The following is a 24,262-nucleotide window of genomic DNA, read 5'->3' as shown; positions in this document are numbered from 1 at the left end:
TCAGCTCTTACAGATTAGTGCTTCCCGGCGTCGCCAAAGTCGCTGTCAACGTTGTCAGATGCAACGGTGTTGACCTTAGCATCAGCAGGAAGGCCAGCGTCTACGTTCTGAGCAACCAAAAGGTCGCGGATTTCGGTGAGCAGTTCTTCGCTGGTAGCTGGAACGTCTTCTTCTTCAGCGTTGCGGTTACGCCATTCGTTGAGGCGGTTCATTGGCATGATGATGATGAAGTAAACAACTGCAGCAATGATGAGGAAGTTGATTGCTGCGGTGATAACGGCACCGAAGTCAACAAACGTTTCCGGGACTTCTGGGCGGATACGGAATCCGAGTCCACCAACTTCAGGTGAACCAATAGCCGCGATCAGTGGGTTGATGATTTTGTCCGAAACAGCGGTAACGATTGCGGTGAACGCGCCACCGATAATAACGGCGGTCGCCAATTCGATGACGTTTCCGCGCAGAATGAAATCCCTAAATCCTTTGAACATGTCTGCCTTTCAACGGGCACGCCAGATTGGTGCCGAAAATACTGAAGTGGATTTTGCGCTCAATTGAGCATTAATAATTTATCAAAGTTTAAGGGTCAACTTCTTGTAGGCCTCCCGTTTAGTAACTAAAAACACATCATGAGGTGTTCTGCGTCTCACTGCTTCCCAGCAGCCCAAAACTCAGCCCTGCATTCCCTGCTAACTTGGGTGCATCCTCCTGTTTCACAGCTATTGTCACCACACTGGTTTGGCCGGTGAACTGGTCGTTCGCAGTCGTCACTGCTATCACTAACGCGTTGTCAACAAGCGAACTGGCCTGCTCAGCTGTTGCGGAATACACCTGGATTCGGTGGCCGGGTTTGAGTACCGAGGTGGTTGCCGGGTCGCTCACACTGATGGGCACCCGCACGTGCCCTTCAGGGATGTTCGCGGGCGCGGCATCCAGCAGTGCTGTTGTGGTCACCGGTGTGCCTGCGTCCAAGGAAGATGCCGAGGTCGTTCCCACTACCTGCGAAGGGTCAGTAACTGCGTTTTCCGGTATGAGTTGAGGAGGAAAGACTTTGGTTGTGACCTGGCGAGATGCGATGACGGTGCCGGGGTCGATGTGCGTGTTCGCAACCACGATGCGATCACCGTGGGAGCGGGGGATAAGCACCATGACGAGGGTTACTGTTGCGAGCCCCGCGCACACTGCTGCCAGCAGACGACGTTGCGTGTGCGTGAGTCGACGGGGCGGTGCGTGGGGGCGTTTCTTGTCCGTGGAGCCTGTCAGGCGCTTCAACCATGCGTTCATACTTCAAGTGTGTGAGCGCAAAGTGGCTACGGGAAGGGCTCTGGCGAATCTGTGGAAAACTCGTTCACCTGTGCCATTTAGTTGAAGGGGTCTATGAACCCTATGCGCCTGACGAACTCGACCCAGATGAACCTGACGATGACGAGGAACTCGAGCCGGATGAGCTTGAGGAAGAAGATGAGCTCGACCCTGACGAGTTCGACGACGAAGAAGAACTTGAAGATGAACCGGAACCAGAAGAACCAGCCCCAGACCCGCCGGACTCAGAGCTACGCGAGTCAGTGCGGTAGAAACCGGAGCCTTTAAACGTGACACCCACTGAACCGTAGACTTTGCGCAGTGACTCCTTGCCACATTCGGGGCACGTGGTCAGTGAGTCGTCGCTGAAGCTTTGGTGGATATCGAACGAGTGATCGCATTCGCGGCATGCGTAGGAGTAAGTGGGCATCATCAACCTTTCTGACCGCCCAATTATATGCACACATGCACGTACCCGAATGTGTCACGCCTCTCGCCAGTCACCTACTCCGTGCGCAACCCGTTCTCAGTAACAACGCCATCAACCGTAAGATCCCATGGGGCGATTGGAAACTCGGCGCCGTACTCGGAGTCAAAACACACGCCTACGCTGAACAACCTCCCACCCCGTGACACCTCACCTAGTGGTGCCACTCCCTGCGGCCCAAACGTCCGGTCGTAAAACCCGCCACCGTTGCCCAACCGGCCACCTTGGGTGGAAAAGCTCAGTCCAGGAATCAGTGCAAGGCCGAGGTCGTCGACCAGCCGTTCTGCCTCCATAGTTGGGTGTGGCTCGCGAATGCCCCACTTACCAACCGGGGCAAGGTCACACAAGGGACTCGTCACCTCCCCAAACATCAACGGCTCACCCGGGGCGGTGACAACAGGCAGGAATATGCGGGCGCCAGCAGCCCGCGCCTGGTCAAGGGCACCGTCAATCGACGGTTCATGGGCAATGCTGGCGTACGCCAAGATATTGGGGCGCGCACCTTCGCGCATGACAGATTGAATGAGTGCGCCCACCTGAGTGTTCAGGTCCAAGCGCGCGGAGTGATCCGCGGGGAGAGCCTCCCGACTCGACCGAATTTGTTGACGCAACTCTTTCTTACGGGCGTGTGCCACAGAACCTTCCATATCAGCACCTTAGAATGAGGGCATGAGTAACTCGAAGTCTGTTAAGAAAGCCGTCATTCCCGTTGCTGGTTTGGGAACCCGTTTCCTGCCCGCAACCAAGGCGACTCCAAAGGAAATGCTGCCGGTTGTCGACAAACCGGCCATCCAGTACGTGGTTGAAGAAGCGGTCAACGCCGGTATTCAGGACGTACTCATGGTGACAGGGCGTAACAAACGCCCGCTGGAGGACCACTTTGACCGGGTTGACGGTTTGGAAGCAGCGCTGAAGGCAAAGGGCGACGACAAGAAGTTGCGCTCGGTTCAGCAGGCTTCTGAACTTGCAGACATTCACTACGTGCGCCAGGGTGACCCACTTGGTCTGGGACACGCGGTGCTCAAAGGTGAACAGCACGTGGGTGACGAACCGTTCGCGGTTCTCTTGGGTGATGACCTCATCGATGAAAATAACCCAATCCTGCCCACCATGATGGCGGTGCAGGAAGCGACCGGTGGTTCAGTTGTGGCGCTCATGGAGGTGCCCGCGGACAGCATCAACCTTTACGGGTGCGCGGCCGTGGAAGACACAGACGTTGAGAACGCCGTGAAGATCACTGACCTGGTTGAAAAGCCTGCCGTTGATGAGGCTCCGTCGAACCTGGCAATCATTGGGCGTTATGTTTTGGCTCCCGAGGTGTTCGAAGTCTTGCGTAACACCCCACCCGGCCGTGGAAATGAGATCCAGCTGACTGACGCTCTCAAGACCTTGGCCGAAGACCCCAACTCAAATGGTGTGTACGGCGTGGTCTTCAGCGGAGACCGCTACGACACCGGTGACAAACTCAGCTACCTCAAAGCTGTGGTGACGTTGGCTGGGCGCAGGGACGACCTCGGCGAGGATCTGAACGCGTGGCTGACCGAATACGTTGCGGGTCTTAAGTGACAGCTGGCCAGTTTGAACCACCGCAGTTCAGCGCGGTAATCGCGTATGATCCTGCGGTGGTCGCGCCTAAAGCACTCAAACAAGCGACGTACGTGTGCTTGATTAATGAGTTCAACGCGGTAGAGCATCCGGTCGAAATCGCTGAGGATGTCAGTGCTCTGCTCACGAAGGCCAGGACCACGTTGGATTTGGTCGTGTATTTGGGCGATTTGCCAGTGCGGTCCATTGACCCGGTATGCCACACGATTGAATTGGAACTCGACTCCCGAACGCCTGGTGTTGTGAACGTGGCACGTGATGTGCTCATGGAATCCGGGCACAACCGGGCCATGTTTGAACACATGGTGGCTGGTTGGGTGGGTCGGACCCTTGTGATGACATTGCCGGCGAATTCGGGTGCGCTCACCGAAACGCTCATTGAGATTTTGCCGGCGTATGCGGAACTCATGGACCCCAACCCCCAGCCACCCAAACCACGGTTGACCGCAGCCGGTGGCGCAGATGACCAGGGGCAGGGGAGCGACACTGCCACAATTCTTCGGATGCCTAAGCGTTCGCGCGATTAGTCATGGTGGATTGGTGGCCGTCTCGGCTGGTCGATGCTGACCTTACTTTGCGTCCGCTTGAGCGAGCGGACAAGCGTCAATATGTGGAGGTTCGGTCCGTCAATTCCCAGTGGTTGGAACCGTGGGAGGCCACCACGCCAGGTGCGGTGGGGGAGTTGCCCACGTTTTCGCGTTTGCGCAAACTGCTGAACAGTGCTGGAAAGCGGGGGGAACTACTTCCGTACGCAATTGTTGTGGACGGCCGTTTCCGAGGTCAGCTCACCGTCAGTGGGATCAGTTGGGGATCGCTGAGGTCGGCGTCCCTGGGGTACTGGATCGACTCACGGGTCGCAGGCAGGGGATATACACCTCGGGCCGTTGCCCTTGCGACAGATTTCTGTTTCTTTGAACTTGGGCTTCACCGCATGGAGATCAACATTCGACCGGAAAACTCAGCCAGCTTGCGCGTTGTCGAAAAACTGGGATTCAGGGACGAAGGCGTGCGCAAGGAGTACATGCACATCAATGGTGAATGGGCAGACCACCGTACGTTTGCGTTGCTTTCCACTGAGGCGCCAGAAGGTGTATTGAACCGGTACCGCAGGAACGCTCAGTCGCGCGTATCACGCGAATAATACAGAGGCTTTCGCAACACTCCGCACGTTGTCCTCAGCGGTGAATCACATTGCTCATAAGGTAAGAATGTGGACACGAGTATCGTCATTCTTATCATCATCGGAGTGCTTGTGTTCGCGTTACCATCCCTGGCAAAAGGGGCGGCAAAGACAGGTGACGCGGACACGGTTCCGCCGTCTGCCCGCGACCCACGAACTGGCTCGCGAACACATTGTGACGGCCAGGCATCTCAGCCGAACATGTTGCTTCAAGGCGCTATCGCTGACATCCCTGAAACTGGTGTCCCACTCGCAGCTCAGCCGCCAAACATTTCTTTGCGACGCCCTGAACCTCATCTCACCGTGGTCTCCGGTGGGCGGGACACAGCCGAAATGGCGCAAGAAGACACCCACGACCACATATACCTAGCCCCGGCATCCGGGATGGAAACCGTCGCTGTTTCACACCGACCATTGGACACTCACATGACCGCACAGACTCCTAAGAACCACGCACCTCAGAACCACACGCGCAAAACCACTGCTCCAACGGCCGCTACACAGGCACGCATGGCCCACACCAGGGCAACCGGGGGATCGCAGGGTAGCGTGACCGTCTCCGCGCCAGGACAGCACGAAACCAACAAGCTCAAGCGGTTGCTGGCGTTGGGCTTCGCAGGCTTCTTCGTGGCGGCAGTGGTCACGGGAGCGTTTTCGATCTTTGGTCCTTTGAGTTTTGCAGCGCCGGTACTCACGATGGCTGCTTCGCTTGCGTGCCTCACCGGAGTGGTCGCACTCAACGGTGTGCACGAACCTGAAGCGCCGCGCGCCAAGCAGGCTTCACGCGCCCAGAAGACTGTGCGCACTCAGCAGACCGTGCGTGCTGAAAAAGCACAGCCTGTTGCGCGTACAACCGCTCCGAAGCTGCGAGTTTCCGAGCCCGAGGCGATCACCTCGGAAATCCCTGCCGTCAAGGAAGAAAACGGCAAGGTGGACGTCGTCGCGGTTCGCGAGCCAGAGCAGAAACTCAGCGTGACAGATGCTTCTGAAGCCCCGGAACTTCACTTGGGCGAAAAGTTCGAAGAACTTAGCCAGGGCAAGGGCTGGTTCCCCAAGGACATGCCTGTACCCACGTACGTCACAAAGGCGCAAGCGGAGCCGGCGACTACCTCGGGCAAGATGGAGGCAGCGCAGACCTCTTACGGCGACTCCCCATCTGACCGTGAAGAGTTGGCACGTGCGTTTGCCGCCGAGGTGGGCGCCCGCCCAGAACTCGAAGACGCGGCAAAGGACACGGCGGCTCTGCGTCACGGCAAGGCGGCGATTCGCTCAGACAAGAAGCTGGCGAACGACAACGCCCGTGCCGTGGTGGATGACGTTCTGGCGCGTCGTCGCGCGTAGTTTTAGCTACGCGGCGTGGCCACGTACTTCACTTCGAGGTACTCGTCGATTCCGACGTTGGAACCTTCGCGACCCAGGCCGGACTGTTTGACACCTCCGAACGGTGCTGCAGGGTTGGACACCAGGCCGGTGTTCAGACCCACCATGCCAACCTGCAGTTCCTCGGACAGGCGCAGTCCACGGTCCAGGGACTGCGTGAAAATGTAGCCGGCTAGTCCAAAGTCGGTCGAGTTGGCCTGCTCAATCGCTTCGTCGTCGTTGCTGAAGGTGAAGATCGGGGCCACCGGGCCAAAGATCTCTTCAACAGCGATGTCAGCGTCGCGCGGGACATCGGTCAAAACTGTGGGCTGGTAGAAGTAGCCGGGGCCGTCGATCTTTTTGCCGCCCGTTGCGACTTTCGCGCCCTTGGCAACAGCGTCGGTCACCAGGCTGTCGACCTTGTCGCGTGCGGACTCTTCGACCAATGGCCCAATGTCCACGCCTTCTTCAATGCCGTTGCCCACCTTGAGCGCTTCCATGCGGGCAACCATCTTCGTAGCGAAGTCCTGGGCGAGGGACTCATGGACGTAGAAGCGGTTTGCGGCGGTGCACGCTTCACCAATGTTGCGCATTTTCGCAAGCATCGCACCTTCGACGGCAGCGTCCAGATCGGCGTCCTCGCACACGACGAATGGAGCGTTCCCGCCCAGTTCCATGGACGACTTCATGACGTTCTGAGCGGCCTGCTCCAGGAGTCCAATCCCCACACCGGTTGATCCGGTAAAGGACACTTTGCGAGCAATCCCGGATTCCATCCACGGGGTGACAACGCGGCTAGCTGACTTCGAGGTCACCACGTTGAGCACACCGGCGGGAAGACCAGCGTCCTCGAGTGCTTGGACCAACATAAGTGAGGTCAGCGGCGTGAGCTTGGCGGGCTTGAACACCATGGTGCATCCGGCAGCGATCGCTGGTCCGATCTTGCGGGTGCCCATGGCCAACGGGAAGTTCCACGGTGTGACAAGCACGCACGGTCCAACGGGTTCGCGGGAAACCATGAGGCGTGTTTTGCCGTCAGTGGACATGGTGAAGTCGCCACCAACGCGCACGGCTTCCTCGGCGAACCAGCGGAAGAATTCTGCCCCATAGGCAACTTCGCCCTTGGACTCGGTGAGCGACTTACCCATTTCAGAACACATCACTGCAGCGATGTCGTCTTGACGTTCCATCAGCAGCTCATATGCGCGACGCAGGATCTCGGAGCGTTCGCGCGGAGCCGTTGCGGCCCATTCGTTTTGGGTGTCGCCGGCGACTTTGATGGCTTCAAGAGCGTCGTCCTGGGTGCCGTCAGCAACCTGTGCGATCACCTGACCGGTGGCAGGGTTTTCCACGTCGAACGTGTTGCCGTTTTTAGCGTCACGCCACTGCCCGTTGATGTATAGGCCGGTAGGTACCTTGTCAATAATGTTCTGCACGTCCATGCTTTGCCCTTTCGTTTGAGCTAGATGTGAGGTGTTCTTTTAAGCCAGGTGTTCTTTGTATTCGGGGTTCTTTTCGATGAAGTGCTCAACGTAGGAACACCCCGCCTGGATTGAGAACCCGTTGCTGATCGAGTCGTCAAGAGCATGCCGGACCACCTTGCCCGCAAGCCCGTGACCACCGTACTCGGGCTGAGTCACGGTGTGGTTAAAGTCGCGGATACGCGCTTGAGCGTCTTCGGTGTACGCGCAAAACGCGATTGATGCGCCCTGGTATTCCGCACTGTAAAGACGGTCCTTGTCGTTGTGGACGATTGTTACGTCGTCTGCGTTGAACTCCATAAAGCCCACTGTAGGCGTTCGTTATGCTGAGAACATGGCGAGTCAGGAAGTTTTGCATATTGATTCTCACCAAGTAGACGCTGCGCTGAACTTTACAGGTGCCGTAGAGGTTCTGCGCAACACCTTGGCGGAAGGCTTTGATCCGGAAACTGATGGCGTGCGAACCCGTAGTGAACTCCGAGGTGGCGAGTTCCTCTTCATGCCCTCCCAAGTGGGCGAGTATGCGGGCGTGAAGGTATTGACTGCCACCCCGGACAACCCGGCTCGCGGCGAACCACTCATCCAAGGAACGTGTCTTCTGCTCGATGGCACCACTCACCGTACGCTCGCAACCATCGACGGAGTTGCGCTCACCAACCTGCGCACGCCGGCGGTATCGATGGCTGGGATTCTCCCATTTGCTCACACGCGCAACCCGGACGGGTTGTCTCTGGTGGTGTTCGGTAACGGTGTGCAGGCGGTGCCACACATTCGCGCTGCTCGCCAGAACCTGCCCATTACCCGCACAAGCGTTATTGTGCGCACCCCCGGCCGAGGCGATCACGTCGTTGAGGAGGCCCGCACACACGGAATCGAAGTCGACCAGATCGTCGCGGGATCCTCGCAGGCGACTGGGGCCATCCAGGAGGCTGGGCTGGTAGTGACTGCCACCTCGGCGTCCGAACCTCTTTTTGACGCCTCCCTGATCAATGACAGTGCTTGTGTTGTGGCGATGGGGTCGCACAGCCCGGAGGCGCGCGAACTTCCGGGCGAACTGCTGGGGCGGGCGACCGTTATGGTGGAAAGCATGGCCACGGCGAAGGCGGAGTGTGGCGACGTCATCCAGGCCGTCGACGAAGGGCACCTGACATGGGGAGACGTCCGCACGTGGGCAGACTCGCTGGATGCAGACGCTGTGACTGGTGAAGCCCCGGTGGTGTTCAAATCGGCCGGTATGTCGTGGGAAGACATCGTGGTCGCGGCAGCGATTTACGAAGCCGTCAAAGGTGAGCGTGGCTGACACGTTGGCCTCTATGTGAGTGGCTGGCATTCGTTGTGCTTTCGAGGTCGTTGACCACAGCATGATATGAGTCACAAAATTTTTCGCTCCTTTACTGATCGAGCGTTAAGATGAGCTCGTTGGTGCTAAAACGTCAAAGGAGACACATGAAAGCAGTTCAGCTACCAGAACTTTCAGGCCCTGAGGCCCTGCAAGTCATCGACACCGACATCCCGGAACCACCAGCCGGATGCGTCGTCGTTGAAGTACACACGGCCGGTGTGACCTTCCCGGAACTTCTGCAGACCCGCGGCATGTACCAAACGAAACACCAAGTCCCGTTCGTCATCGGCTCCGAAGGTGCAGGAACCGTCCACGCAGTTGGCAAAGGTGCCGACTTCCAGGTGGGCGACCGCGTCGCCTTCATCACCGACAAAGGCGCCTGGGCACAGTACGCAGTAGCCCCCGCAACGCACACCGTGAAACTCCCCGACGAAGTGGACTTCGAAGCAGCCGCCGGAATGCCTATGAACGTTCTCACCGCAGACTTCGCACTGCGCCACCGCGGCAAGCTCCAAGCCGGACAAAGTGTGCTCATCCACGGCGCAGCAGGCGGTTTGGGAAGCGCCCTTGTCCAGGTCGCGCTCGCGATGGAAGCTGAAGTCATCGCAGTCGTCTCAACCGAAGAAAAAGCAACGATCGTCAAAGAACTGGGCGCACAACATGTGGTTCTTGCCGACGGTTTCAAAGACCGCGTAAAAAAGATCAAGCCCCGTGGCGTCGACCTGGTCGCAGACCCTGTGGGCGGTGACCGCTTCACCGACTCACTCCGTTGCCTGGCCACCTACGGAACCCTCCTGGTCCTGGGATTCACCGCCGGTGGAATCCCCGAGGTCAAAGTCAACCGCCTGCTTTTGAACAACATTTCCGTTGCAGGTGTGGGCTGGGGTGCGGCAACCGTGCCTAACCCGGGACTCATTCAGGAACAGTGGCAGACCCTGCTTCCGCACGTGAAAGCCGGAAAACTCAACCCGCGCATCCACGCAACGTTCCCACTTGAAGACGCATCCGCAGCCCTAGCTGAACTGGACAACCGGACAGTCATGGGCAAGATCCTACTCACCCCATAAACACACTGGAGGACCCATGAGCCAAGGAGTGCTCACCGATCTCACCGACGGTATTCTCACGATTCAGTTCAACCGTCCCGAAGCCATGAACGCGTTGCACCTCGACGCCTTTCTTGCGCTTGAATCCGCACTGGCTGACCTGTCCCCAGAGGTGCAAGCGATCATCGTGAAAGGCAACGAACGCGCTTTCTGTTCCGGCGCTGACGTGAGTCTCATGTCCCCAGGTCAAGGGAGCCTGGGCATGGAAAAAATTACCCAACTCATGCAGACCTACCGCGACGTCGAAGTCCCCGTGATTGCTGCGGTGTCCGGTCCAGCTGCAGGGATCGGGTGCTCCTTGGCCCTCATGGCCGACTACGTTCTCATGAGCGAAAAGTCATACCTCATGCTCGCGTTCACTCGGATCGGACTCATGCCTGACGGTGGGGCAACCGCGTTAGTCGCGGCCAGCGCTGGCCGCCACCGTGCCCTCCGAATGGCGCTGACGGCAGAGAAACTGCCTGCCACCTCGGCGTTGGAATGGGGGCTGGCGTCCGAGGTCGTTGCCCCCGATCTTTTGGATACCCGGGCCAGCGAAATTGCGGCCACATTCGCGAACTCCGCGACCGTCGCGTTGGGACGCACCAAACGTGCCATCAACGACGCGACACTCACTGAACTTGATGCGGCTCTGGGCCGGGAGGCAACAGGGCAAGACGCTCTTCGTGAAACAGAAGACTATGCAGAAGGCGTAGCCGCATTTTTGGAGAAACGACCCGCAGTATTCAAAGGAGTTAACCGTGCTTAAAGGACGCGCCTCAACTCAAGGCGACAACTTCCCGCTCAACCTCACCACGTTCCTGACACGTTCAGTGAGCGTGTTCCCAGAGCGTGAAATTGTCCACCGCACAATCGACGGCGAATGGCAGCGTAGCAACTACGCCGAACTGGGACGCCGCGTCAAGAAGCTGGCCAATGTGTTGGGTGACTTGGGCATTGGTCCAGGTAGTGCCGTTGGGGTGCTCGACTGGAACTCACTGAGGTGCCTGGAGCTGTACTTTGGTATTCCGGCAGTAGCAGCCACCCTGGTACAGCTGAACCTGCGGTTGGCCACCCACGACCTCGAATACGTGGTGTCCCACTCAGGTACCGAAACCGTTTTTGTTGACGAATCACTTCTGCCAATTGCGGAGCAACTGGCACCCAAGGTGTACGTCAAGAAGTGGGTCGTCATGACGGACAAGCCGTCATCCGAGATCTCCACAACGCTGGACAATGTTGTCTTCTTTGAAGACCTCATGGCAGAAGCCAGCGAAGAGTATGACTTTGAGTTCGTCGAGGAAAACACCGCCGCATTTGCCGGATACACCACCGGAACCACTGGGCGTCCCAAGGGAATCTTCTACTCCCACCGTTCCGTAGTGCTCCACGCTTTGAACCTGTGCCAGATCCTGTCAGTGACAGAAGCAGACACGGTCATGCCCTGGACGCCTATGTTCCACGTGATGTCGTGGGGCTTCCCACAGTCGGGTGTGGCAGTTGGCGCCAAGATGGTGTTGCCCGGCAAGTTCAGTGCGAACGACATCGCTGAAGTGGCGCCTGCGCTAGTCACCGAACAGGTGACACTTGCCAATGGAGCTCCTGCCATTTTTGCGCCAGTGCTCGAATACTTGAAGACACTGGACAATGTGCCAGACCTGTCGCGACTGCGCCTGGTATCTGGTTCGACGGCGCCTGCTTTGGCCCTCATTAAGGGATTCAAAGAAGTGGCCGGAGCCAATGTCATCCACGCATACGGGGCATCTGAAACCACCCCGCTTGTCACCGCGAACGTGCGTACCAAGCCAGGGTCAACGCTCACCGAAGACGAAGAATGGGACCTCAAGCGCTCGCAAGGTCTTCCAAGCTTGCTTGTAGAAATGAAGATCGTGGACCCAACTGGTGAAGAACTACCGCGGGACGGTAAGTCCGCAGGCGAACTTCTGCTACGCGGACCGTGGATTACCGAAAGCTACTACAAGCTTGACGACAACTCTGATCGCTTCATGGACGGATGGTGGCGTTCGGGTGACGTCGGTGTCATCGAGCCAACAGGACACCTGCGTCTGACCGACCGCCTCAAGGACGTCATCAAGTCTGGTGGGGAATGGATTTCGTCAATCGACATGGAAAACTCCATCCTCGACAACGACAAGGTCCTGGAAGCTGCAGTGATTGGTGTTCCTGACCCCAAATACCAAGAACGCCCAGTAGCGTACGTGGTACCTCGTCCAGGTAGCACCGTTACACAAGACGACGTCTACGCAACCCTGAGCGACCGGTTCGCCAAATGGCAGTTGCCAGACCAAGTGATCATTACAGGAGAACTGCCACGCACCTCGGTCGGAAAGCTGGACAAGAAGCTGCTGCGGGAGCAGTGGAACGGATAAAGGCCCACTAGATTGGGTGGGACTGGCTCAGTCGTGGGTGAAGATATAAGTGTTGTCTTTCCGCAGACCCGCCAGGTCCCACCCGTCCTGGGTGAGCTGCACAATGCCACGGCGCAGAGCGTGACGCCACTGGGTTGCAAGCTCTGCGTCGGCGCCACGCAGGGTCTCAACGTCTGCTGGAATCTGCAACGCCGCGTACGTAGTGGATCGAGGCACGTCGCTTTCCACCGGTTCGCCCGACTCGCCAACGTGGAGCGCGTAGTTCATATCAATGTCATCAATCGCGTCAAGACGTTTAGATGACGTTTCTTTAGGCGCACGGTCCAAGCTCCAGCTGACCATCATGCGGTCTGATGCTTGACCTGCGTTGACGCCGTCGCGCATCTGGCCGTAAAAGTCCTGGTAGTAGTCAACGAAGTGGACACCCAACTTGCGGAAGTTAAACGCCGCGTTGCGTGCGATCAGCGGGTCGAACGTCCACGTCATTTGCATAATGCCGTGGTTGAGGCACCACAGGCGTTGGTGGAGCTTCATCGCGGCACCGGTTCCGCGTCCCACTTGGTCGTGACGCACCCCCGCAATGTGCGAGTGCATAGCTTTACCAAGTGGCCGGCCAAAGAACCCAACCGTGACACCAATGAGTTCGTTTGTGTCGTTGTCAAAGGCGCCACCTACGTAGTTACCAGAGTGGGCAAGCGCCACAAGCAAGCCGGGTTCCAGTTGGGTAGTTCCCGCTTTGCCCACATTCCACACGTTGTCCAACAACAACGACGCTTCAGCAGCTTCGTGTGCGTCGTGAATTTCACGCATGCTGACGTTGGCGGCTTCTTGGGCCTGGGCAAGTTCGTTTTCTGCGAGCGCCAAAACGGCGGAGCTTGTAGTACTCATGCTCAAAGTTTGCCAGGCGTCCCCGGTGAAGTCACGCGCGTTTCACACTGCTGCGCGATAGAAGAATGACCTGCGTGCTTCGATGAGTCCTTCGTCGTTGAACTGGATGAAGTCGGCGAACCCTTCGTGGGCTTCTGTGCCGTCTTTGAGAACTCCGTCGAACGTGCCGTGAACGGCCGCGGTGGAGCCTTCGACGACCACCATGTTGATGGTGTGAGCGCCGGATTCGATCACGCGGGAGTTGCGGTAGAACTCGCGGATTTCCTCACCTTTGAACGTGTCGTAACCGGGGCGGTCGTAGGTTGCGTCTTGTGCAAAAAGGTCCGAGGTGGCTTCCGGGTCACCTTTGTCCACGGTTGCGTAGTAGTTGAGTGCGAGCTGTCGAATATCCATGTTCTTCAGCCTAGTCATAGAAGCGCTGGAAATGACAGAGAAACTGAAGTGTGAAACGGGTTCTGAGTCCGCAGTTTAGAAATCCGTGGCGATGGCGTTTGACATGTCGTCAACGTTGATAACGTGTAACTAACTGGCTCATGTGAGCCCGTCAACAGAAGGGATAAACCGTGTCTGAATACAAAGTTGTAAATCCGGCAAATGGCGAAACCGTCAAAGAGTACCCCACTGCTACAGATGACCAGATCAAGGATGCTCTGGAACGTAGCCACAAGGAGTACGCAAGTTGGAAAACCACTCCGGTAGAAGAACGTGTGGAGATCCTGCGTAAGGTCGCTGCGATTTACCGGAAACGCTCGGAAGAGCTGGCGAAGATCATCCAGACTGAAATGGGTAAGGTCATTCCTGCTGGCCAGGGTGAAGTCGAAATTTCGGCTCGCATTTACGAGTACTACGCAGACAACGCCAAGGCGTTCATCGAAGAAGAAAAACTGCGTGGCGCTAACGACGGTGACGCGTACCTGTTGCGTAAACCAACCGGGTCGATTCTGGGAATCATGCCGTGGAACTTCCCGTACTACCAGGTGGCTCGTTTCGCGGCACCTAACCTGGCTCTGGGAAACACGATCCTGCTCAAGCACGCTCCACAGTGCCCGTCGTCAGCAGAAGTCATGGAACAGATCTTCCAAGAAGCTGGCCTTCCTGCCGACGCATACATCAACATCTACGCAACCAACGAACAGGTCGCAGACGTCATTCTGCCTGACCCACGCAACCAGGGCGTTTCGCTCACGGGTTCGGAACGCGCAGGTAAAGCCGTGGCCGCTGAAGCCGGAAAGAACCTCAAGAAGGTCGTCTTGGAACTTGGCGGATCTGACCCGTATGTGGTGCTGGACTCCCCAGATGTTGCCAAGACCGCAGATCTCCTGTTCAACACCCGTATGGGGAACATGGGTCAGGCGTGCAACTCGCCTAAGCGCATGATCGTCATGGAAGACATTTACGACGACTTCGTTTCTTCGATTACCCAGGCCGCTAAAGACATCGCCGTGGAGAACCCATGGGAAGACCCAGGCACGCTCGCTCCACTGTCCTCGACCGGGGCAAAGGAACGCTTTACTGAACAGGTCAAGGCGACCGTAGCTGAAGGGGCAACCCTCCTGGCTGGTGGCGAAGACTACGACGGTCCAGGTGCGTGGGTTCGCCCGGTTGTTCTCACCGACGTGAAGAAAGGGTCACGCGGATACTACGAAGAGCTCTTTGGCCCCGCGTTCATGGTGTTCAAGGTTTCGAGCGAAGAAGAAGCAATCGAACTGGCTAACGACACTCCCTTTGGTCTGGGCTCAGCGATTTTCTCCTCGGACTCATCCCGCGCAGAAAAGGTCGGAGCGCAGATCGACTCCGGAATGGTATACATCAACACTCCAGAAGAAACACGCGAATACCTGCCATTCGGTGGTGTGAAACGTTCTGGCATTGGTCGCGAACTAGGACCACTCGCAATGGACGAATTCGCAAACAAGCAACTCTTCTTTAAGAAGAACGCATAAGACACAGCGATTCGGGCCCGAGGTGAGCACCACCTCGGGCCTGTTCGTGTAAGGATCCCATGAAAAACATCACCGTTTCAGCCCTGGTCATTCAGCACCCCAGCAAACCTGCGCTCCTCATGGTTCGCAAGAAGGGGACCACGTCGTTTATGTTGCCGGGAGGAAAACCCGAGCCAGACGAGACAGCTCAGGACACGGTGGTGCGTGAAATTCGCGAAGAACTGGGGCTGCGCCTGGATGAAAGCCAGCTATTTTTCTTAGGGACCTTCACAGCCCCCGCGGCCAACGAAGCCCGGCACACAGTGACCGGACACGTCTTTGTGTGCGAAACGGTTCCGGCTGATCTCAATATTGACGCGCCACAGTGTTTACAGGAGATCGAAGACATTGATTGGTTTAGCTACGTGGATCTTCCGCCAGACACGGCAGGCCGGCAGTTCGCACCGCTGACGCGCACGCAAGTCATTCCGGCTCTTGTGAAGCACTGGAGCCTAGGGCGCAAAGAACAGGGCTAAACACACCACCGCCACCACGAGCACGCTCGCTGCGATAATGCCCGAGGCGACAGCCAAGCGTGCGCGCGGGCGTTTGCGGGGGCGGGCGAGCGGACCGTGCAGGGGAGCTGGTGAGGGGCGTGGATCTGTGTTCGGGCCCGACGGGAGACCGTAGAGATCAGTTGACCACGGATCGGACTTGTATGGTTGCATGCCTGTTCACTTTCCTTTTTGTGTGCCACATTCAGTCAACGTCACAGGCACAAAAAATGGGACTGCCACATGTGGCAGTCCCGAAACAGGTCGTTGTTGATTAGCCCTCCGAGGTGTCGAACCAGTCTGCCTGCCACTTCTCTGGGTTAGTGGGCATGAAAAGAAACACCAGCACGACAATGCTTCCGAACGGCACAAAAGCTAGCAGGTACCACCATCCGGAATAGCCGGCATCATGCAGCCGCCGAATGGTGGCTCCCAGTGAGGGGAGCATTATTGCAAGGCTTATGAGCGACGTAAGTCCACCGCCCACAAACAGGAGAATCATTCCAAACCCGGCGGCCACGCCTCCTCCGGTGCCACTTCCGTTATATGATGCTGACGCTGCAGCACCAATGATGCCGGCGAAAACCATGACGTAGCCAATCACGAAGATGGTTCCGGGAATCAGCGAGATCAGCATTATGCCCAAGTATGACCACCAGTATTCGCCACGTGAGGCGAAGCCGTTGAAGCGTACGTATTTCTTGAAGAAGCGTTTGTTTGCTTCCATGAAACCGATTCCGTACCACGGCTGGTTAAGCGGAACAGTTCCGTCGGGGCCGGGGTAGCCGAACCCCTGTGGCACGTTCACATATGGCTGTGCCTGAGGCTGTGGGTACGGTGTCGCTTGTGGGTACCCATAGTTGTACTGTGACATGGTTTGCTCCAAAAGGGTTCGTGACGATGTCATGTTTATCCTACGAGACCTTTGGGCTCGGCTGGCCTTGTTCGCGTTGCTGTTCGGTTACGTTGCAAAACAAAAGTGGGAGCCACGTCTGTGACTCCCACTCGTGAAATATTGTTATTGCTGTTATGCGCCTTGGTCATACCATTCGGGTTGCCACTTTTCAGGCTTGCTTTCAAGCGCGCAGAAAATAAGTACGACGAGGCTTCCAAAAGGTGCCAAGGACAGGAGGATCCACCATCCGCTGTAACCAGCGTCGTGGAGGCGACGGATAGTAACCCCGATGGAAGGCAGGGCAATGGCAAGACTCCACAGAAAGAGGATTCCACCAAAAATGATCATAAGGATACTGCCGATGGCAGCAGCACCACTGCCACCAGATGCACCCGTTGAAGAGTACGATGAAGCGGCTGCGGCGGAGCCAGCTGTCGCCATGAAAAAGCCGATCATGTAGGGGATCCAGAGGATGGCGTTAATGACCATGAGGGAGATCACTGGCCACCAGAATTCGCTACGTGAGGCAAATCCGTTGAAGCGGACGTATTTCTTAAAGAAGCGGACTGTCGCTTCCTTCATCGACGCGCCGTAGTGGGGCTGGTCCAGAGGAACGGTTCCGTCGGGTCCGGGCTGTCCGAATCCTGCAGGCATTCCTCCGCCCATGCCCTGGTTTGCATAAGAGTTTCCGTAAGCAGGCTGCTGACCGGCGCCACCCGTTGGCTGGGAACCATAGGGCTGCTGACCGGGGCTGCCTACCGGCTGGGAGCCATGTGATGGCTGAGCAGCACCTGCTGGCTGGGAGCCGTATGGCTGAGAACCGTAGTTGTGTGATTGGTTGGGCGCTCCGGATGCGTAGGGGCTATTACCACCAGACTGGGGGCCGTTGCCGGATCCGGGCGTGTTTGGGTATTGAGGGTAATTACTCACGCTCTTTATAGTACCCGGAAGATGTTTATGTAAACATTATGACTATGAGCATTGACTTAGAGATTGCGCGTAACGCAACCGTCCGTCCTATTTCATCAATCGCAGCCAAACTGGGTCTCAACGTCGAGGAAATCATCCCTTTTGGCCATGACAAGGCAAAGGTCCCTGCAACCACTGTCGTTGCTGACCGCGAAGCTGCCGATTCATCAACTCCGTCCACCACGCCTGCCAAACTCATTCTCGTCACCGCAATGAGTCCCACACCTGCAGGAGAAGGAAAAACCACCACTTCGATTGGCCTTGCAGACGGCATCAACGAAGTAGCCCGTGAAGAAGGCTGGGAAGTTCCGGAAGACAAAACCCCGGCAGTTCTTGCGCTACGTGAACCGAGCCTGGGCCCCGTTTTTGGGATGAAAGGTGGAGCCGCAGGCGGTGGATACGCCCAGGTGCTGCCTATGGAAGACATTAATCTTCACTTCACGGGTGACTTTGCGGCTATTGCTCTGGCTAACAACTTGGCATGTGCGGCATTGGACAACCACATCCACCAGGGAAACGCACTGGGGATTGACCCTCGCCGGGTTGAGATCCGTCGCGTTGTAGACCTCAATGACCGTGCTCTTCGCGATATTGCAATCGGTCTGGGTGGCTACAACAACGGAATGACTCGCGAAGACCACTTCGACATTGTTGTGGCAAGCGAAGTCATGGCAGTGTTCTGCCTGGCCACGTCGATCGCCGACCTGAAGGAACGCTTGGGCAACATCGTCGTTGCGCGCACGTTTGACAAGAAACCGGTCACCGTCGCTGACCTTGAAGTTGCCGGTTCCATGGCAGCGCTCTTGGCTAAGGGACTGTCGCCTAACCTGGTGCAGTCGATTGAAGGGACCCCAGCGTTCATCCACGGTGGTCCATTCGCAAACATCGCCCACGGGTGCAACTCGGTTCTCGCGACAACAGCTGCGATGAACTACGGCCAGTATGCGATCACCGAGGCTGGATTCGGCGCTGACTTGGGTGCCGAGAAATTCATCGACATCAAGTGCCGGGCTGCGGGAATCTTCCCTTCAGCTGCCGTGATTGTGGCTACCGTGCGCGCTCTGAAGTTCCACGGCGGAGTCGCTAAAGCTGATCTGGAGAATGAGAACGTCGACGCAATGCTTGCCGGTTTGGTGAACCTGGATAAGCACATTTCAAATGTGCGCGACGTTTACGGGGTTACCCCGGTCGTTGCCGTCAACACGTTCCCGTCTGACACCGATGCCGAGCACGAAGCCCTGCTTGACGCACTCAAAGAACGTGGAGTGGAAGCATCGCTTGCACGCCACTGGGCGCAGGGTGGAAAGGGAGCAACCGACCTTGCACGCAAGGTGATCGCGGTTGCGGAAGCGACGGACACCTCGGGCGACGAACCACAATTCACCTACCCACTTGACGCCACGCTGGAAGAAAAGATCACGGCCGTTGCACAGCGCGTCTACGGCGCTGACCGGGTAGAACTTCCTAAGAAGGTGCGCAACAAGTTGGCATTGTTCGCCGAGGACGGTTACGGCAACCTGCCGGTGTGCATCGCCAAGACCCAGTATTCGTTCTCGACTGACGCAACCCAGCTGGGTGCCCCAACCGGACACGTGCTCGAGGTGGCCGACGTGCGTTTGTCTGCAGGTGCGGGCTTCGTCGTGGTGGTCTGTGGCGACATCATGACCATGCCGGGGCTTCCAAAGAAACCTGCCGCCAACACGATTGATGTTGACGACGACGGCAACATCAGCGGTTTGTTCTAAGCAGTTCACGTTGACGCTCACGTAGCAGACGCAAAGCGGGGAGCCCCTGGTGATCTACCAGGGGCTCCCCGCTTTGTGCATTCACATGGCCGTGCTCAGCCGATCAGAGCCAGCTAAATCCCAAGTACCTTAGAACGCTGGAAGAACAGCGCCGTCGGTCCAGGTGTCTTCGATGTACTTCTTGACCTCAGGCGAGTGCAGAAGTTCGTCGAGCTTCTTGATCGACTCGTTGTCCTGGTCGCCGTCACGCACGGCCAGGAAGTTGGCGTACGGGTTGTTCTCGGCGGATTCCACCAGGATCGAGTCCTTAGTGGGGGACAGGCCAGACTCAAGCGCGTTGTTTCCGTTAATGATCGACGCGTCCGTGTCGTCCAAGGTGCGTGCCAGCTGGGCTGCGTCGGCTTCCTTGAAGTTCAGGTTCTTGGGGTTGTCCTTGATGTCGTGGATGGTCGCAGTGGTTGCGTCCTTGCCGTCAGCCAGGGTGATGACACCTTCCTTGGCCAGCATGTCCAGCGCGCGACCCTGGTTGGCTGGGTCGTTGTTGATGCCGATTGTTCCGCCGTCAGGCAGTTCGTCAACCGACTTCACCTTCTTGGAGAACAGGGCGATCGGTTCAATGTGAACACCTTCGAAAGCGTGGAGTTTGTACCCCTGACCTTCGGCTTCGGACTCAAGGTATGGCTTGTGCTGGAAGTAGTTGGCGTCCAGGTCACCGTCAACGAGCGCGCGGTTAGGTAGCGTGTAGTCGGTGTACTCCTTGATCTCGATGTCAAGGCCGGCGTCCTTTGCTAGGTTTTCATCGACGTACTTGAGGATGTCACCGTGCGGAACCGGTGAAACACCCACAGTAAGCGTGGTGACGTCGCCGTTCTTCTTACCCACTTCCTGGGAGCCGCCACCTGCAAGACCACAACCGGTGAGCAGAAGGCTGGCAGCTGCAACAGCTGCGGCAATGCGGAGTTTCATCTGTTTTCCTTTTCTCTTTGAGTGAAATTCTTGAGTGCGGGCCAGGTGCCACTAAGTTCCGGTGTTTACCTGTGGTCCACGGCGTGTGCGATCCGGTCGCCTACGAACTGCAACACGCCAACGAGTGCCACGAGCACGATGATGCACACCAGCATCGTGTCTCCCTGGTAGCGCTGGTAGCCGTAGGAAATGGCGAGGGCGCCAACACCTCCGCCGCCGGCCGCGCCTGCCATGGCGGTGTATCCAACCAGGGTCACGGTGGTCACGGTGGCTGCCGAAACCAGGCCGGGCAGCGCCTCGGGAATCATGACTTGGCGAATGATTTGCCCGCGGCTGGCTCCCATCATGGTCACGGCTTCGATCTTGCCGGTGGAGACTTCGCGCAAGGCCGCTTCAACTAGGCGGGCGTAGAACGGGATCGCACCTACCGTCAGTGGCACGACCGTTGCGTACCATCCCAGTGCGGTTCCCACCATAAAGCGCGTGAACGGGATGAGCGCGATCATCAAAATGATGAACGGGATCGAACGCCCGATGTCGACGATCGTTGACAGGATCCGGTACAGAACCGGGTTGGGGGACAGGGAGTTCTTGGCTGTGCGCCACAGCAGGATTCCCAATGGCAGTCCCAAGACAACGGAGAACAAGGCTGACAGCAACGTCATGAACAGGGTTTCGCAGAATGCGGGCCACAGTTCATTCGCGATGACGGGGTTGTTAAGCCACATCGCCGGCCTCCTTTCCGTTGTTGTGGGCGTTGTCTGCCGAGGTCGTTCCACCTACCGTGTACCCGGCCTTCTGGAGTGCCTGGGAAAGGCGGGGCAGATCTTCGGGTCGTTGGGTGGAAACGCGCAAGCGGCCTACTTGACGATCAGCGATGACTTCGACGGTGCCAGCTTGGACGGCCGAGATCGGCACCCCAGCCTGCGAGGCAGCTTCGAAGACACCCGAGACTGTGCCGGCTCCCGCCTCGGCGCCAGTGACCGAGGTGGCAGGCAGGGCAACTTCCAAGGTTCCCGTGATGTCGGTGCCTTCTGGAAGAGGAATGAGGCTTTTCGCAAGTGGTGAGGCGGGGTCGCTCAGAACACTTTCGAGCGTTCCGGTGTGGGCGATCCTTCCGTCGACAAGGTGGGTAACCGCGTCACAGATTTCGCGCACGACCGACATTTCGTGGGTGATGATGAGCACAGTGATGCCCAGGCGGTCACGCAAGGAACGCAGAAGCTGCAGAATCTGGCTGGTGGTCTGTGAGTCCAGCGCCGAGGTGGGCTCGTCACACAGCAAGAGCGAGGGTTCCGTGGCAAGGGCGCGGGCGATACCCACACGCTGACGTTGACCGCCGGACAGCTGTGCGGGGTGATTGTTGGCCCGGTCGGCTAGGCCCACGAGCTCGAGGAGTTCTTGTGCCCGTGCCTTCCGCTTGGCGGCCGGAACGCCTGCCACCTTGAGCGGGTGCTCCACATTGCCTTGTGCAGTCAAGGAGTCCAGCAGATTCGCGTGCTGGAACACCATGCCGATCGACCGGCGGGCACGCCTGAGACCCGAGGCTGATTGCCCGGTGATGGCGGTGCCGTCGATGGTGACGGTGCCGCTGGTGGGCGTTTCTAGCCCGGTGATGCATCGAATGAGCGTGGACTTTCCGGCACCCGAACGTCCCACGATTCCGTGGATCTGACCGTCGGGGATGGTGAGGTTAATTCCATCCAGTGCCGGAGTGCCAGCAAATTCTTTGCGAAGATCGCGCAGTTCGATCACGTGGTACTCCTTGTGTGGTTTAGCGTCTTTCATATTGCGGAACGTTGATGCTAAGTGGGGTCGGGTTTGTCATGAAATGACATAGTGTGACCCGGAGCACTCCTGAATGTGACACGTATGACATTCGGCGGCGTTTGGGGCAGTCAGAAGGAGACACGGCAGGGATTGCCAATGAGGCGCGTGGCGAGTGGTGTTGAATGGTTCATTATGACGACTTCGAGGCCAAGCTCTGCACAACGCTTTAGGCCAGAGATTCAGTTTTTGCGAGCACTAGCCGTGGTCGCTGTCGTCGTTTATCACATCAACCCCGCTTGGTTGCCCGGTGGTTTTGTGGGTGTGGATGTGTTCTTCGTGATCTCCGGATTCCTCATTACGGCCGGAATCCTCAACCGCATCGAAACCACAGGACAGTTTTCGCTCATGCAGTTTTGGGCAAACCGCGCTCGCCGGATCTTGCCAGCAGCCACGGTGACCATTGTGGTGGTGTCGGTGCTGTCGTTGTGGCTGTTGCCTTTGACTCGGTTGAAAGATGTGGCCACGCAGGGGATCGCTTCAGCGCTTTACATCCAGAACTTCGCCCTTGCACGCCAGTCCGTGGACTACATGGCAGCTGATGCAAAGCCCACTCCGTTCCAACACTTCTGGTCGCTGTCCTTAGAAGAACAGTTCTATGTGGTGTGGCCTCTACTGGTGGTGGCGGCCGGTTTGATCGCCGGGCAGGTTTTGCGTCGGTATCCAACCGGGTTTTATCAGCATCGCAGGCGCTTCAGAGGCATCACGGTGGTGTTCTTCTCTGTGTTTGTCGCGATCAGTTTCCTTGCCAGCGTGGTGCATCTGGCAAGCGGTGACCCGGCCGCGTATTTCGTGACATGGACGCGCCTGTGGGAGTTGGGGGCCGGTGGGCTGTTGGCGTGTGTGCTCATCGAATGGACGTCACACCCGTGGTTGCGGCTGGCCCTTCAGTGGTGTGGACTCGCGGCCATCGTGAGCAGTGCGGTCATGTATTCGGCGGCTACTCCGTTCCCCGGTGTCGCCGCGTTGCTGCCCATCGCTGGGACGGTGGCGGTCATCGCAGCGGGGACCACCTCGGGCGTGGGTTCCCCAGACTGCGTCATGCGCTTGGCACCCATCCAGCGGGTGGGGGACTGGTCGTACTCCTTGTATTTGTGGCACTTCCCGGTAGTGGTGTTCGCGGGAGCCCGCATCGACGGAGGCATCACCGCGCTGGGCGGACTGCTGGTTTTTGCGGTGAGCCTGGCACTGGCGTGCGCCAGCTACTACCTGGTGGAAAGGCCAATCTTGTCGTGGACGTGGCTTAAGACCCGCAACGCGCACACGGTTGTGGGTGCGGTGGCTGTGGCGGCAGTTGGTGCCGTGGTCGCTGTGGTCCCGGGGTGGGTGAGCGCGCACGAGCTCAGGCAGCAGAACCTGCGCGACGATGTGCTGGCTGCTCCTACTGTTGATCTGCCTACTAAGTTGGCGCCTGGGTACGGGTCATTGCGCGAGTACGACTACGACGTGTTCTTTGGCGAAGACACCACCATTGAACCTGCTCCTATTAGCGCGCGTGAGAGCGAGCCCAAATTTCCAGAGTGCTCCTTTGAGGTGCCCGTTCCGGTGTCTGAAAAGCGCACGCGAGATTGTGTGATTGCGGGTTCGGACGGCGGGCGGACAATTGCTGTCGTGGGTGATTCGCACGCGGCGCAGTGGGTGCCGGCCTTGCGAAAGGTCATCGAGGGTACCGATTGGCGGGTAGTGGTGTACTTGCGACAGAAGTGCCCGTTCACGGTGGGTGCGTTCAACGCTGAGCGGTCCGGGGGCTTGCAGTGTCAAGACGCGAACCGTGACGTTGTGGAGAGGTTGAAGAAGGATCGGCCCGAGGTCGTTCTCACCTCGGGCCTGGTCCGAGGTGACGCTGTGGCTCAGGATGGTGAGAAGGTGCCGGGGACTAAAGGGTTTGCGGACGTATTCCGGGAGCTGAGTGGTGAAGGCACCAAGGTATTGGCTTTTGTTGATACACCCAACCCGCCGGGGGACATGCCTGAGTGCGTGAGTGAGAACTTGGACGATCCGTCAGCGTGTGACTTTAAGCGAAGTGACGCGAAACTGGACCAGGGCACGAACGCCGCCATGCGCGAAGCAGCGCGTGAAGTGTCCGATGTGGAGCTCGTGGAGACGGCAGACGCGTTTTGCGTCAAGGGTGTGTGCCCCGCAGTTGCTGGCTCACGGCTTGTGTACCGCGACACTAACCACGTGTCGCCGGCATACGCAGAGACTCTAGAGTCGTGGTTAGAGCCAATTTTTGCCGAAATGACGGAGGCTCAGACGTAAAGCGCT

26 protein-coding genes and 1 pseudogene are annotated in these 24,262 nt (G+C 57.9%); 13 read left to right on the top strand and 14 right to left on the bottom strand.

Annotation, left to right across the window (positions count from 1 at the left end; translation table 11 throughout):
• Positions 1–14 precede the first annotated feature (14 nt).
• Together mscL and JOE56_RS03615 are read right to left on the bottom strand one after the other, a co-directional pair.
• Entirely contained in the window at positions 15–491 is a 477-nt protein-coding gene (mscL, locus tag JOE56_RS03620) for a large conductance mechanosensitive channel protein MscL (protein WP_204514876.1), read from the bottom strand.
• Positions 492–627: 136 nt separating this feature from the next.
• Complete coding sequence (locus JOE56_RS03615) at positions 628–1,284, bottom strand: SAF domain-containing protein (protein ID WP_204514875.1); 657 nt, start codon at positions 1,282–1,284, stop codon at positions 628–630.
• Between the two features lie 11 nt (positions 1,285–1,295).
• Between JOE56_RS03615 and JOE56_RS11565 the strand changes: the two genes are divergently transcribed.
• Positions 1,296–1,574, top strand: coding sequence for a hypothetical protein (locus tag JOE56_RS11565; RefSeq protein WP_338028676.1), 279 nt, complete (start codon positions 1,296–1,298; stop codon positions 1,572–1,574).
• A gap of 14 nt (positions 1,575–1,588) precedes the next feature.
• Here JOE56_RS11565 and JOE56_RS11560 read toward each other — a convergent pair.
• A pseudogene (locus tag JOE56_RS11560) lies at positions 1,589–1,732 on the bottom strand (FmdB family zinc ribbon protein); the annotation flags it as partial.
• A gap of 74 nt (positions 1,733–1,806) precedes the next feature.
• Positions 1,807–2,436: a 5-formyltetrahydrofolate cyclo-ligase gene (locus JOE56_RS03605; RefSeq protein WP_204514873.1), complete on the bottom strand. Its 630-nt coding sequence runs from the start codon at positions 2,434–2,436 to the stop codon at positions 1,807–1,809.
• A 22-nt stretch (positions 2,437–2,458) separates the two neighbouring features.
• Between JOE56_RS03605 and galU the strand changes: the two genes are divergently transcribed.
• From galU to JOE56_RS03585, 4 genes are all read left to right on the top strand, one after another.
• On the top strand, positions 2,459–3,355 hold the full coding sequence (gene galU, locus JOE56_RS03600) for a UTP--glucose-1-phosphate uridylyltransferase GalU (RefSeq protein ID WP_204514872.1): 897 nt from the start codon (positions 2,459–2,461) through the stop codon (positions 3,353–3,355).
• Positions 3,352–3,921: a hypothetical protein gene (locus JOE56_RS03595; RefSeq protein ID WP_204514871.1), complete on the top strand. Its 570-nt coding sequence runs from the start codon at positions 3,352–3,354 to the stop codon at positions 3,919–3,921. The genes galU and JOE56_RS03595 overlap by 4 nt, the downstream gene beginning before the upstream one ends.
• Before the next feature lie 2 nt (positions 3,922–3,923).
• Entirely contained in the window at positions 3,924–4,535 is a 612-nt protein-coding gene (locus JOE56_RS03590; RefSeq protein ID WP_204514870.1) for a GNAT family N-acetyltransferase, read from the top strand.
• Positions 4,536–4,604: 69 nt separating this feature from the next.
• Positions 4,605–5,915 carry a hypothetical protein gene (locus JOE56_RS03585; protein WP_204514869.1) on the top strand — a complete coding sequence of 437 codons (1,311 nt, stop codon included), beginning with the start codon at positions 4,605–4,607 and terminating at the stop codon, positions 5,913–5,915.
• 2 nt (positions 5,916–5,917) lie between these two features.
• Here the strand turns inward: JOE56_RS03585 and JOE56_RS03580 are convergent, their stop codons facing one another.
• Both JOE56_RS03580 and JOE56_RS03575 read right to left on the bottom strand, forming a co-directional pair.
• Positions 5,918–7,375, bottom strand: coding sequence for an NAD-dependent succinate-semialdehyde dehydrogenase (locus JOE56_RS03580; protein ID WP_204514868.1), 1,458 nt, complete (start codon positions 7,373–7,375; stop codon positions 5,918–5,920).
• 39 nt (positions 7,376–7,414) lie between these two features.
• On the bottom strand, positions 7,415–7,714 hold the full coding sequence (locus JOE56_RS03575) for a GNAT family N-acetyltransferase (RefSeq protein WP_204514867.1): 300 nt from the start codon (positions 7,712–7,714) through the stop codon (positions 7,415–7,417).
• A 34-nt stretch (positions 7,715–7,748) separates the two neighbouring features.
• Between JOE56_RS03575 and JOE56_RS03570 the strand changes: the two genes are divergently transcribed.
• From JOE56_RS03570 to JOE56_RS03555, 4 genes are all read left to right on the top strand, one after another.
• Complete coding sequence (locus JOE56_RS03570; RefSeq protein ID WP_204514866.1) at positions 7,749–8,714, top strand: ornithine cyclodeaminase family protein; 966 nt, start codon at positions 7,749–7,751, stop codon at positions 8,712–8,714.
• Positions 8,715–8,860: 146 nt separating this feature from the next.
• Complete coding sequence (locus JOE56_RS03565) at positions 8,861–9,823, top strand: NADPH:quinone oxidoreductase family protein (protein ID WP_204514865.1); 963 nt, start codon at positions 8,861–8,863, stop codon at positions 9,821–9,823.
• A 16-nt stretch (positions 9,824–9,839) separates the two neighbouring features.
• Positions 9,840–10,610 (top strand): enoyl-CoA hydratase-related protein, encoded by a 771-nt coding sequence (locus JOE56_RS03560; protein ID WP_204514864.1) that lies wholly within the window; start codon positions 9,840–9,842, stop codon positions 10,608–10,610.
• Complete coding sequence (locus JOE56_RS03555; RefSeq protein ID WP_204514863.1) at positions 10,603–12,231, top strand: long-chain-fatty-acid--CoA ligase; 1,629 nt, start codon at positions 10,603–10,605, stop codon at positions 12,229–12,231. The genes JOE56_RS03560 and JOE56_RS03555 overlap by 8 nt, the downstream gene beginning before the upstream one ends.
• Positions 12,232–12,258: 27 nt before the next feature.
• Here the strand turns inward: JOE56_RS03555 and JOE56_RS03550 are convergent, their stop codons facing one another.
• Both JOE56_RS03550 and JOE56_RS03545 read right to left on the bottom strand, forming a co-directional pair.
• Positions 12,259–13,119, bottom strand: a complete 861-nt coding sequence (locus JOE56_RS03550) for a hypothetical protein (protein ID WP_204514862.1) — start codon at positions 13,117–13,119, stop codon at positions 12,259–12,261.
• 42 nt (positions 13,120–13,161) lie between these two features.
• Positions 13,162–13,512 carry a nuclear transport factor 2 family protein gene (locus JOE56_RS03545; protein WP_239530357.1) on the bottom strand — a complete coding sequence of 117 codons (351 nt, stop codon included), beginning with the start codon at positions 13,510–13,512 and terminating at the stop codon, positions 13,162–13,164.
• Positions 13,513–13,682: 170 nt separating this feature from the next.
• Here JOE56_RS03545 and JOE56_RS03540 point away from each other — a divergent pair, with 170 nt between their 5' ends.
• A complete protein-coding gene (locus tag JOE56_RS03540; protein ID WP_204514860.1) occupies positions 13,683–15,062 on the top strand; it encodes an NAD-dependent succinate-semialdehyde dehydrogenase in 1,380 nt (459 codons plus the stop codon).
• Between the two features lie 59 nt (positions 15,063–15,121).
• Positions 15,122–15,577 (top strand): NUDIX hydrolase, encoded by a 456-nt coding sequence (locus JOE56_RS03535; protein ID WP_204514859.1) that lies wholly within the window; start codon positions 15,122–15,124, stop codon positions 15,575–15,577.
• Here the strand turns inward: JOE56_RS03535 and JOE56_RS03530 are convergent.
• From JOE56_RS03530 to JOE56_RS11555, 3 genes are all read right to left on the bottom strand, one after another.
• A complete protein-coding gene (locus JOE56_RS03530) occupies positions 15,554–15,769 on the bottom strand; it encodes a hypothetical protein (protein WP_204514858.1) in 216 nt (71 codons plus the stop codon). The genes JOE56_RS03535 and JOE56_RS03530 overlap by 24 nt on opposite strands.
• A gap of 100 nt (positions 15,770–15,869) precedes the next feature.
• Positions 15,870–16,469 (bottom strand): DUF805 domain-containing protein, encoded by a 600-nt coding sequence (locus JOE56_RS03525; protein WP_204514857.1) that lies wholly within the window; start codon positions 16,467–16,469, stop codon positions 15,870–15,872.
• 153 nt (positions 16,470–16,622) lie between these two features.
• On the bottom strand, positions 16,623–17,420 hold the full coding sequence (locus tag JOE56_RS11555; protein ID WP_204514856.1) for a DUF805 domain-containing protein: 798 nt from the start codon (positions 17,418–17,420) through the stop codon (positions 16,623–16,625).
• A gap of 44 nt (positions 17,421–17,464) precedes the next feature.
• Between JOE56_RS11555 and JOE56_RS03515 the strand changes: the two genes are divergently transcribed.
• Positions 17,465–19,204, top strand: coding sequence for a formate--tetrahydrofolate ligase (locus JOE56_RS03515; RefSeq protein ID WP_204514855.1), 1,740 nt, complete (start codon positions 17,465–17,467; stop codon positions 19,202–19,204).
• A 129-nt stretch (positions 19,205–19,333) separates the two neighbouring features.
• On the opposite strand, the gene JOE56_RS03510 is transcribed toward JOE56_RS03515, so the two are convergent.
• The 3 genes from JOE56_RS03510 to JOE56_RS03500 all read right to left on the bottom strand — a co-directional run bounded on the left by JOE56_RS03510 (position 19,334) and on the right by JOE56_RS03500 (position 21,958).
• The gene (locus tag JOE56_RS03510) at positions 19,334–20,170 is read right to left on the bottom strand and encodes a MetQ/NlpA family ABC transporter substrate-binding protein (protein WP_204514854.1); all 837 of its coding nucleotides are present in this window, start codon (positions 20,168–20,170) and stop codon (positions 19,334–19,336) included.
• Positions 20,171–20,235: 65 nt separating this feature from the next.
• Positions 20,236–20,898, bottom strand: a complete 663-nt coding sequence (locus tag JOE56_RS03505) for a methionine ABC transporter permease (RefSeq protein ID WP_204514853.1) — start codon at positions 20,896–20,898, stop codon at positions 20,236–20,238.
• On the bottom strand, positions 20,888–21,958 hold the full coding sequence (locus tag JOE56_RS03500) for a methionine ABC transporter ATP-binding protein (RefSeq protein ID WP_204514852.1): 1,071 nt from the start codon (positions 21,956–21,958) through the stop codon (positions 20,888–20,890). The genes JOE56_RS03505 and JOE56_RS03500 overlap by 11 nt, the downstream gene beginning before the upstream one ends.
• Before the next feature lie 174 nt (positions 21,959–22,132).
• Here JOE56_RS03500 and JOE56_RS03495 point away from each other — a divergent pair, with 174 nt between their 5' ends.
• Complete coding sequence (locus JOE56_RS03495; protein ID WP_204514851.1) at positions 22,133–24,256, top strand: acyltransferase family protein; 2,124 nt, start codon at positions 22,133–22,135, stop codon at positions 24,254–24,256.
• The last annotated feature ends 6 nt before the right edge of the window (positions 24,257–24,262 follow it).

The organism is Brevibacterium paucivorans, from assembly GCF_016907735.1.
GTDB classification, from domain to species: Bacteria; Actinomycetota; Actinomycetes; order Actinomycetales; family Brevibacteriaceae; genus Brevibacterium; species Brevibacterium paucivorans.
The sequence above is the reverse complement of the archived record's forward strand: the minus strand, read 5'-3'. Positions and strand labels throughout refer to the sequence as shown.

Bases quoted from the DNA above. Each gene is read 5' to 3' on its own strand.
- JOE56_RS03550 (WP_204514862.1), bottom strand. From the start codon at position 13,119: ATGAGTACTACAAGCTCCGCCGTTTTGGCGCTCGCAGAAAACGAACTT.
- JOE56_RS03565 (WP_204514865.1), top strand. From the start codon at position 8,861: ATGAAAGCAGTTCAGCTACCAGAACTTTCAGGCCCTGAGGCCCTGCAA.
- JOE56_RS03530 (WP_204514858.1), bottom strand. From the start codon at position 15,769: ATGCAACCATACAAGTCCGATCCGTGGTCAACTGATCTCTACGGTCTC.
- mscL (WP_204514876.1), bottom strand. From the start codon at position 491: ATGTTCAAAGGATTTAGGGATTTCATTCTGCGCGGAAACGTCATCGAA.
- JOE56_RS03525 (WP_204514857.1), bottom strand. From the start codon at position 16,469: ATGTCACAGTACAACTATGGGTACCCACAAGCGACACCGTACCCACAG.
- JOE56_RS03570 (WP_204514866.1), top strand. From the start codon at position 7,749: ATGGCGAGTCAGGAAGTTTTGCATATTGATTCTCACCAAGTAGACGCT.
- JOE56_RS03535 (WP_204514859.1), top strand. From the start codon at position 15,122: ATGAAAAACATCACCGTTTCAGCCCTGGTCATTCAGCACCCCAGCAAA.
- galU (WP_204514872.1), top strand. From the start codon at position 2,459: ATGAGTAACTCGAAGTCTGTTAAGAAAGCCGTCATTCCCGTTGCTGGT.
- JOE56_RS03580 (WP_204514868.1), bottom strand. From the start codon at position 7,375: ATGGACGTGCAGAACATTATTGACAAGGTACCTACCGGCCTATACATC.
- JOE56_RS03560 (WP_204514864.1), top strand. From the start codon at position 9,840: ATGAGCCAAGGAGTGCTCACCGATCTCACCGACGGTATTCTCACGATT.
- JOE56_RS03500 (WP_204514852.1), bottom strand. From the start codon at position 21,958: ATGAAAGACGCTAAACCACACAAGGAGTACCACGTGATCGAACTGCGC.
- JOE56_RS03545 (WP_239530357.1), bottom strand. From the start codon at position 13,512: ATGGATATTCGACAGCTCGCACTCAACTACTACGCAACCGTGGACAAA.
- JOE56_RS03495 (WP_204514851.1), top strand. From the start codon at position 22,133: ATGACGACTTCGAGGCCAAGCTCTGCACAACGCTTTAGGCCAGAGATT.
- JOE56_RS03575 (WP_204514867.1), bottom strand. From the start codon at position 7,714: ATGGAGTTCAACGCAGACGACGTAACAATCGTCCACAACGACAAGGAC.
- JOE56_RS03605 (WP_204514873.1), bottom strand. From the start codon at position 2,436: ATGGAAGGTTCTGTGGCACACGCCCGTAAGAAAGAGTTGCGTCAACAA.
- JOE56_RS03590 (WP_204514870.1), top strand. From the start codon at position 3,924: ATGGTGGATTGGTGGCCGTCTCGGCTGGTCGATGCTGACCTTACTTTG.
- JOE56_RS03515 (WP_204514855.1), top strand. From the start codon at position 17,465: ATGAGCATTGACTTAGAGATTGCGCGTAACGCAACCGTCCGTCCTATT.
- JOE56_RS03510 (WP_204514854.1), bottom strand. From the start codon at position 20,170: ATGAAACTCCGCATTGCCGCAGCTGTTGCAGCTGCCAGCCTTCTGCTC.
- JOE56_RS03615 (WP_204514875.1), bottom strand. From the start codon at position 1,284: ATGAACGCATGGTTGAAGCGCCTGACAGGCTCCACGGACAAGAAACGC.
- JOE56_RS03505 (WP_204514853.1), bottom strand. From the start codon at position 20,898: ATGTGGCTTAACAACCCCGTCATCGCGAATGAACTGTGGCCCGCATTC.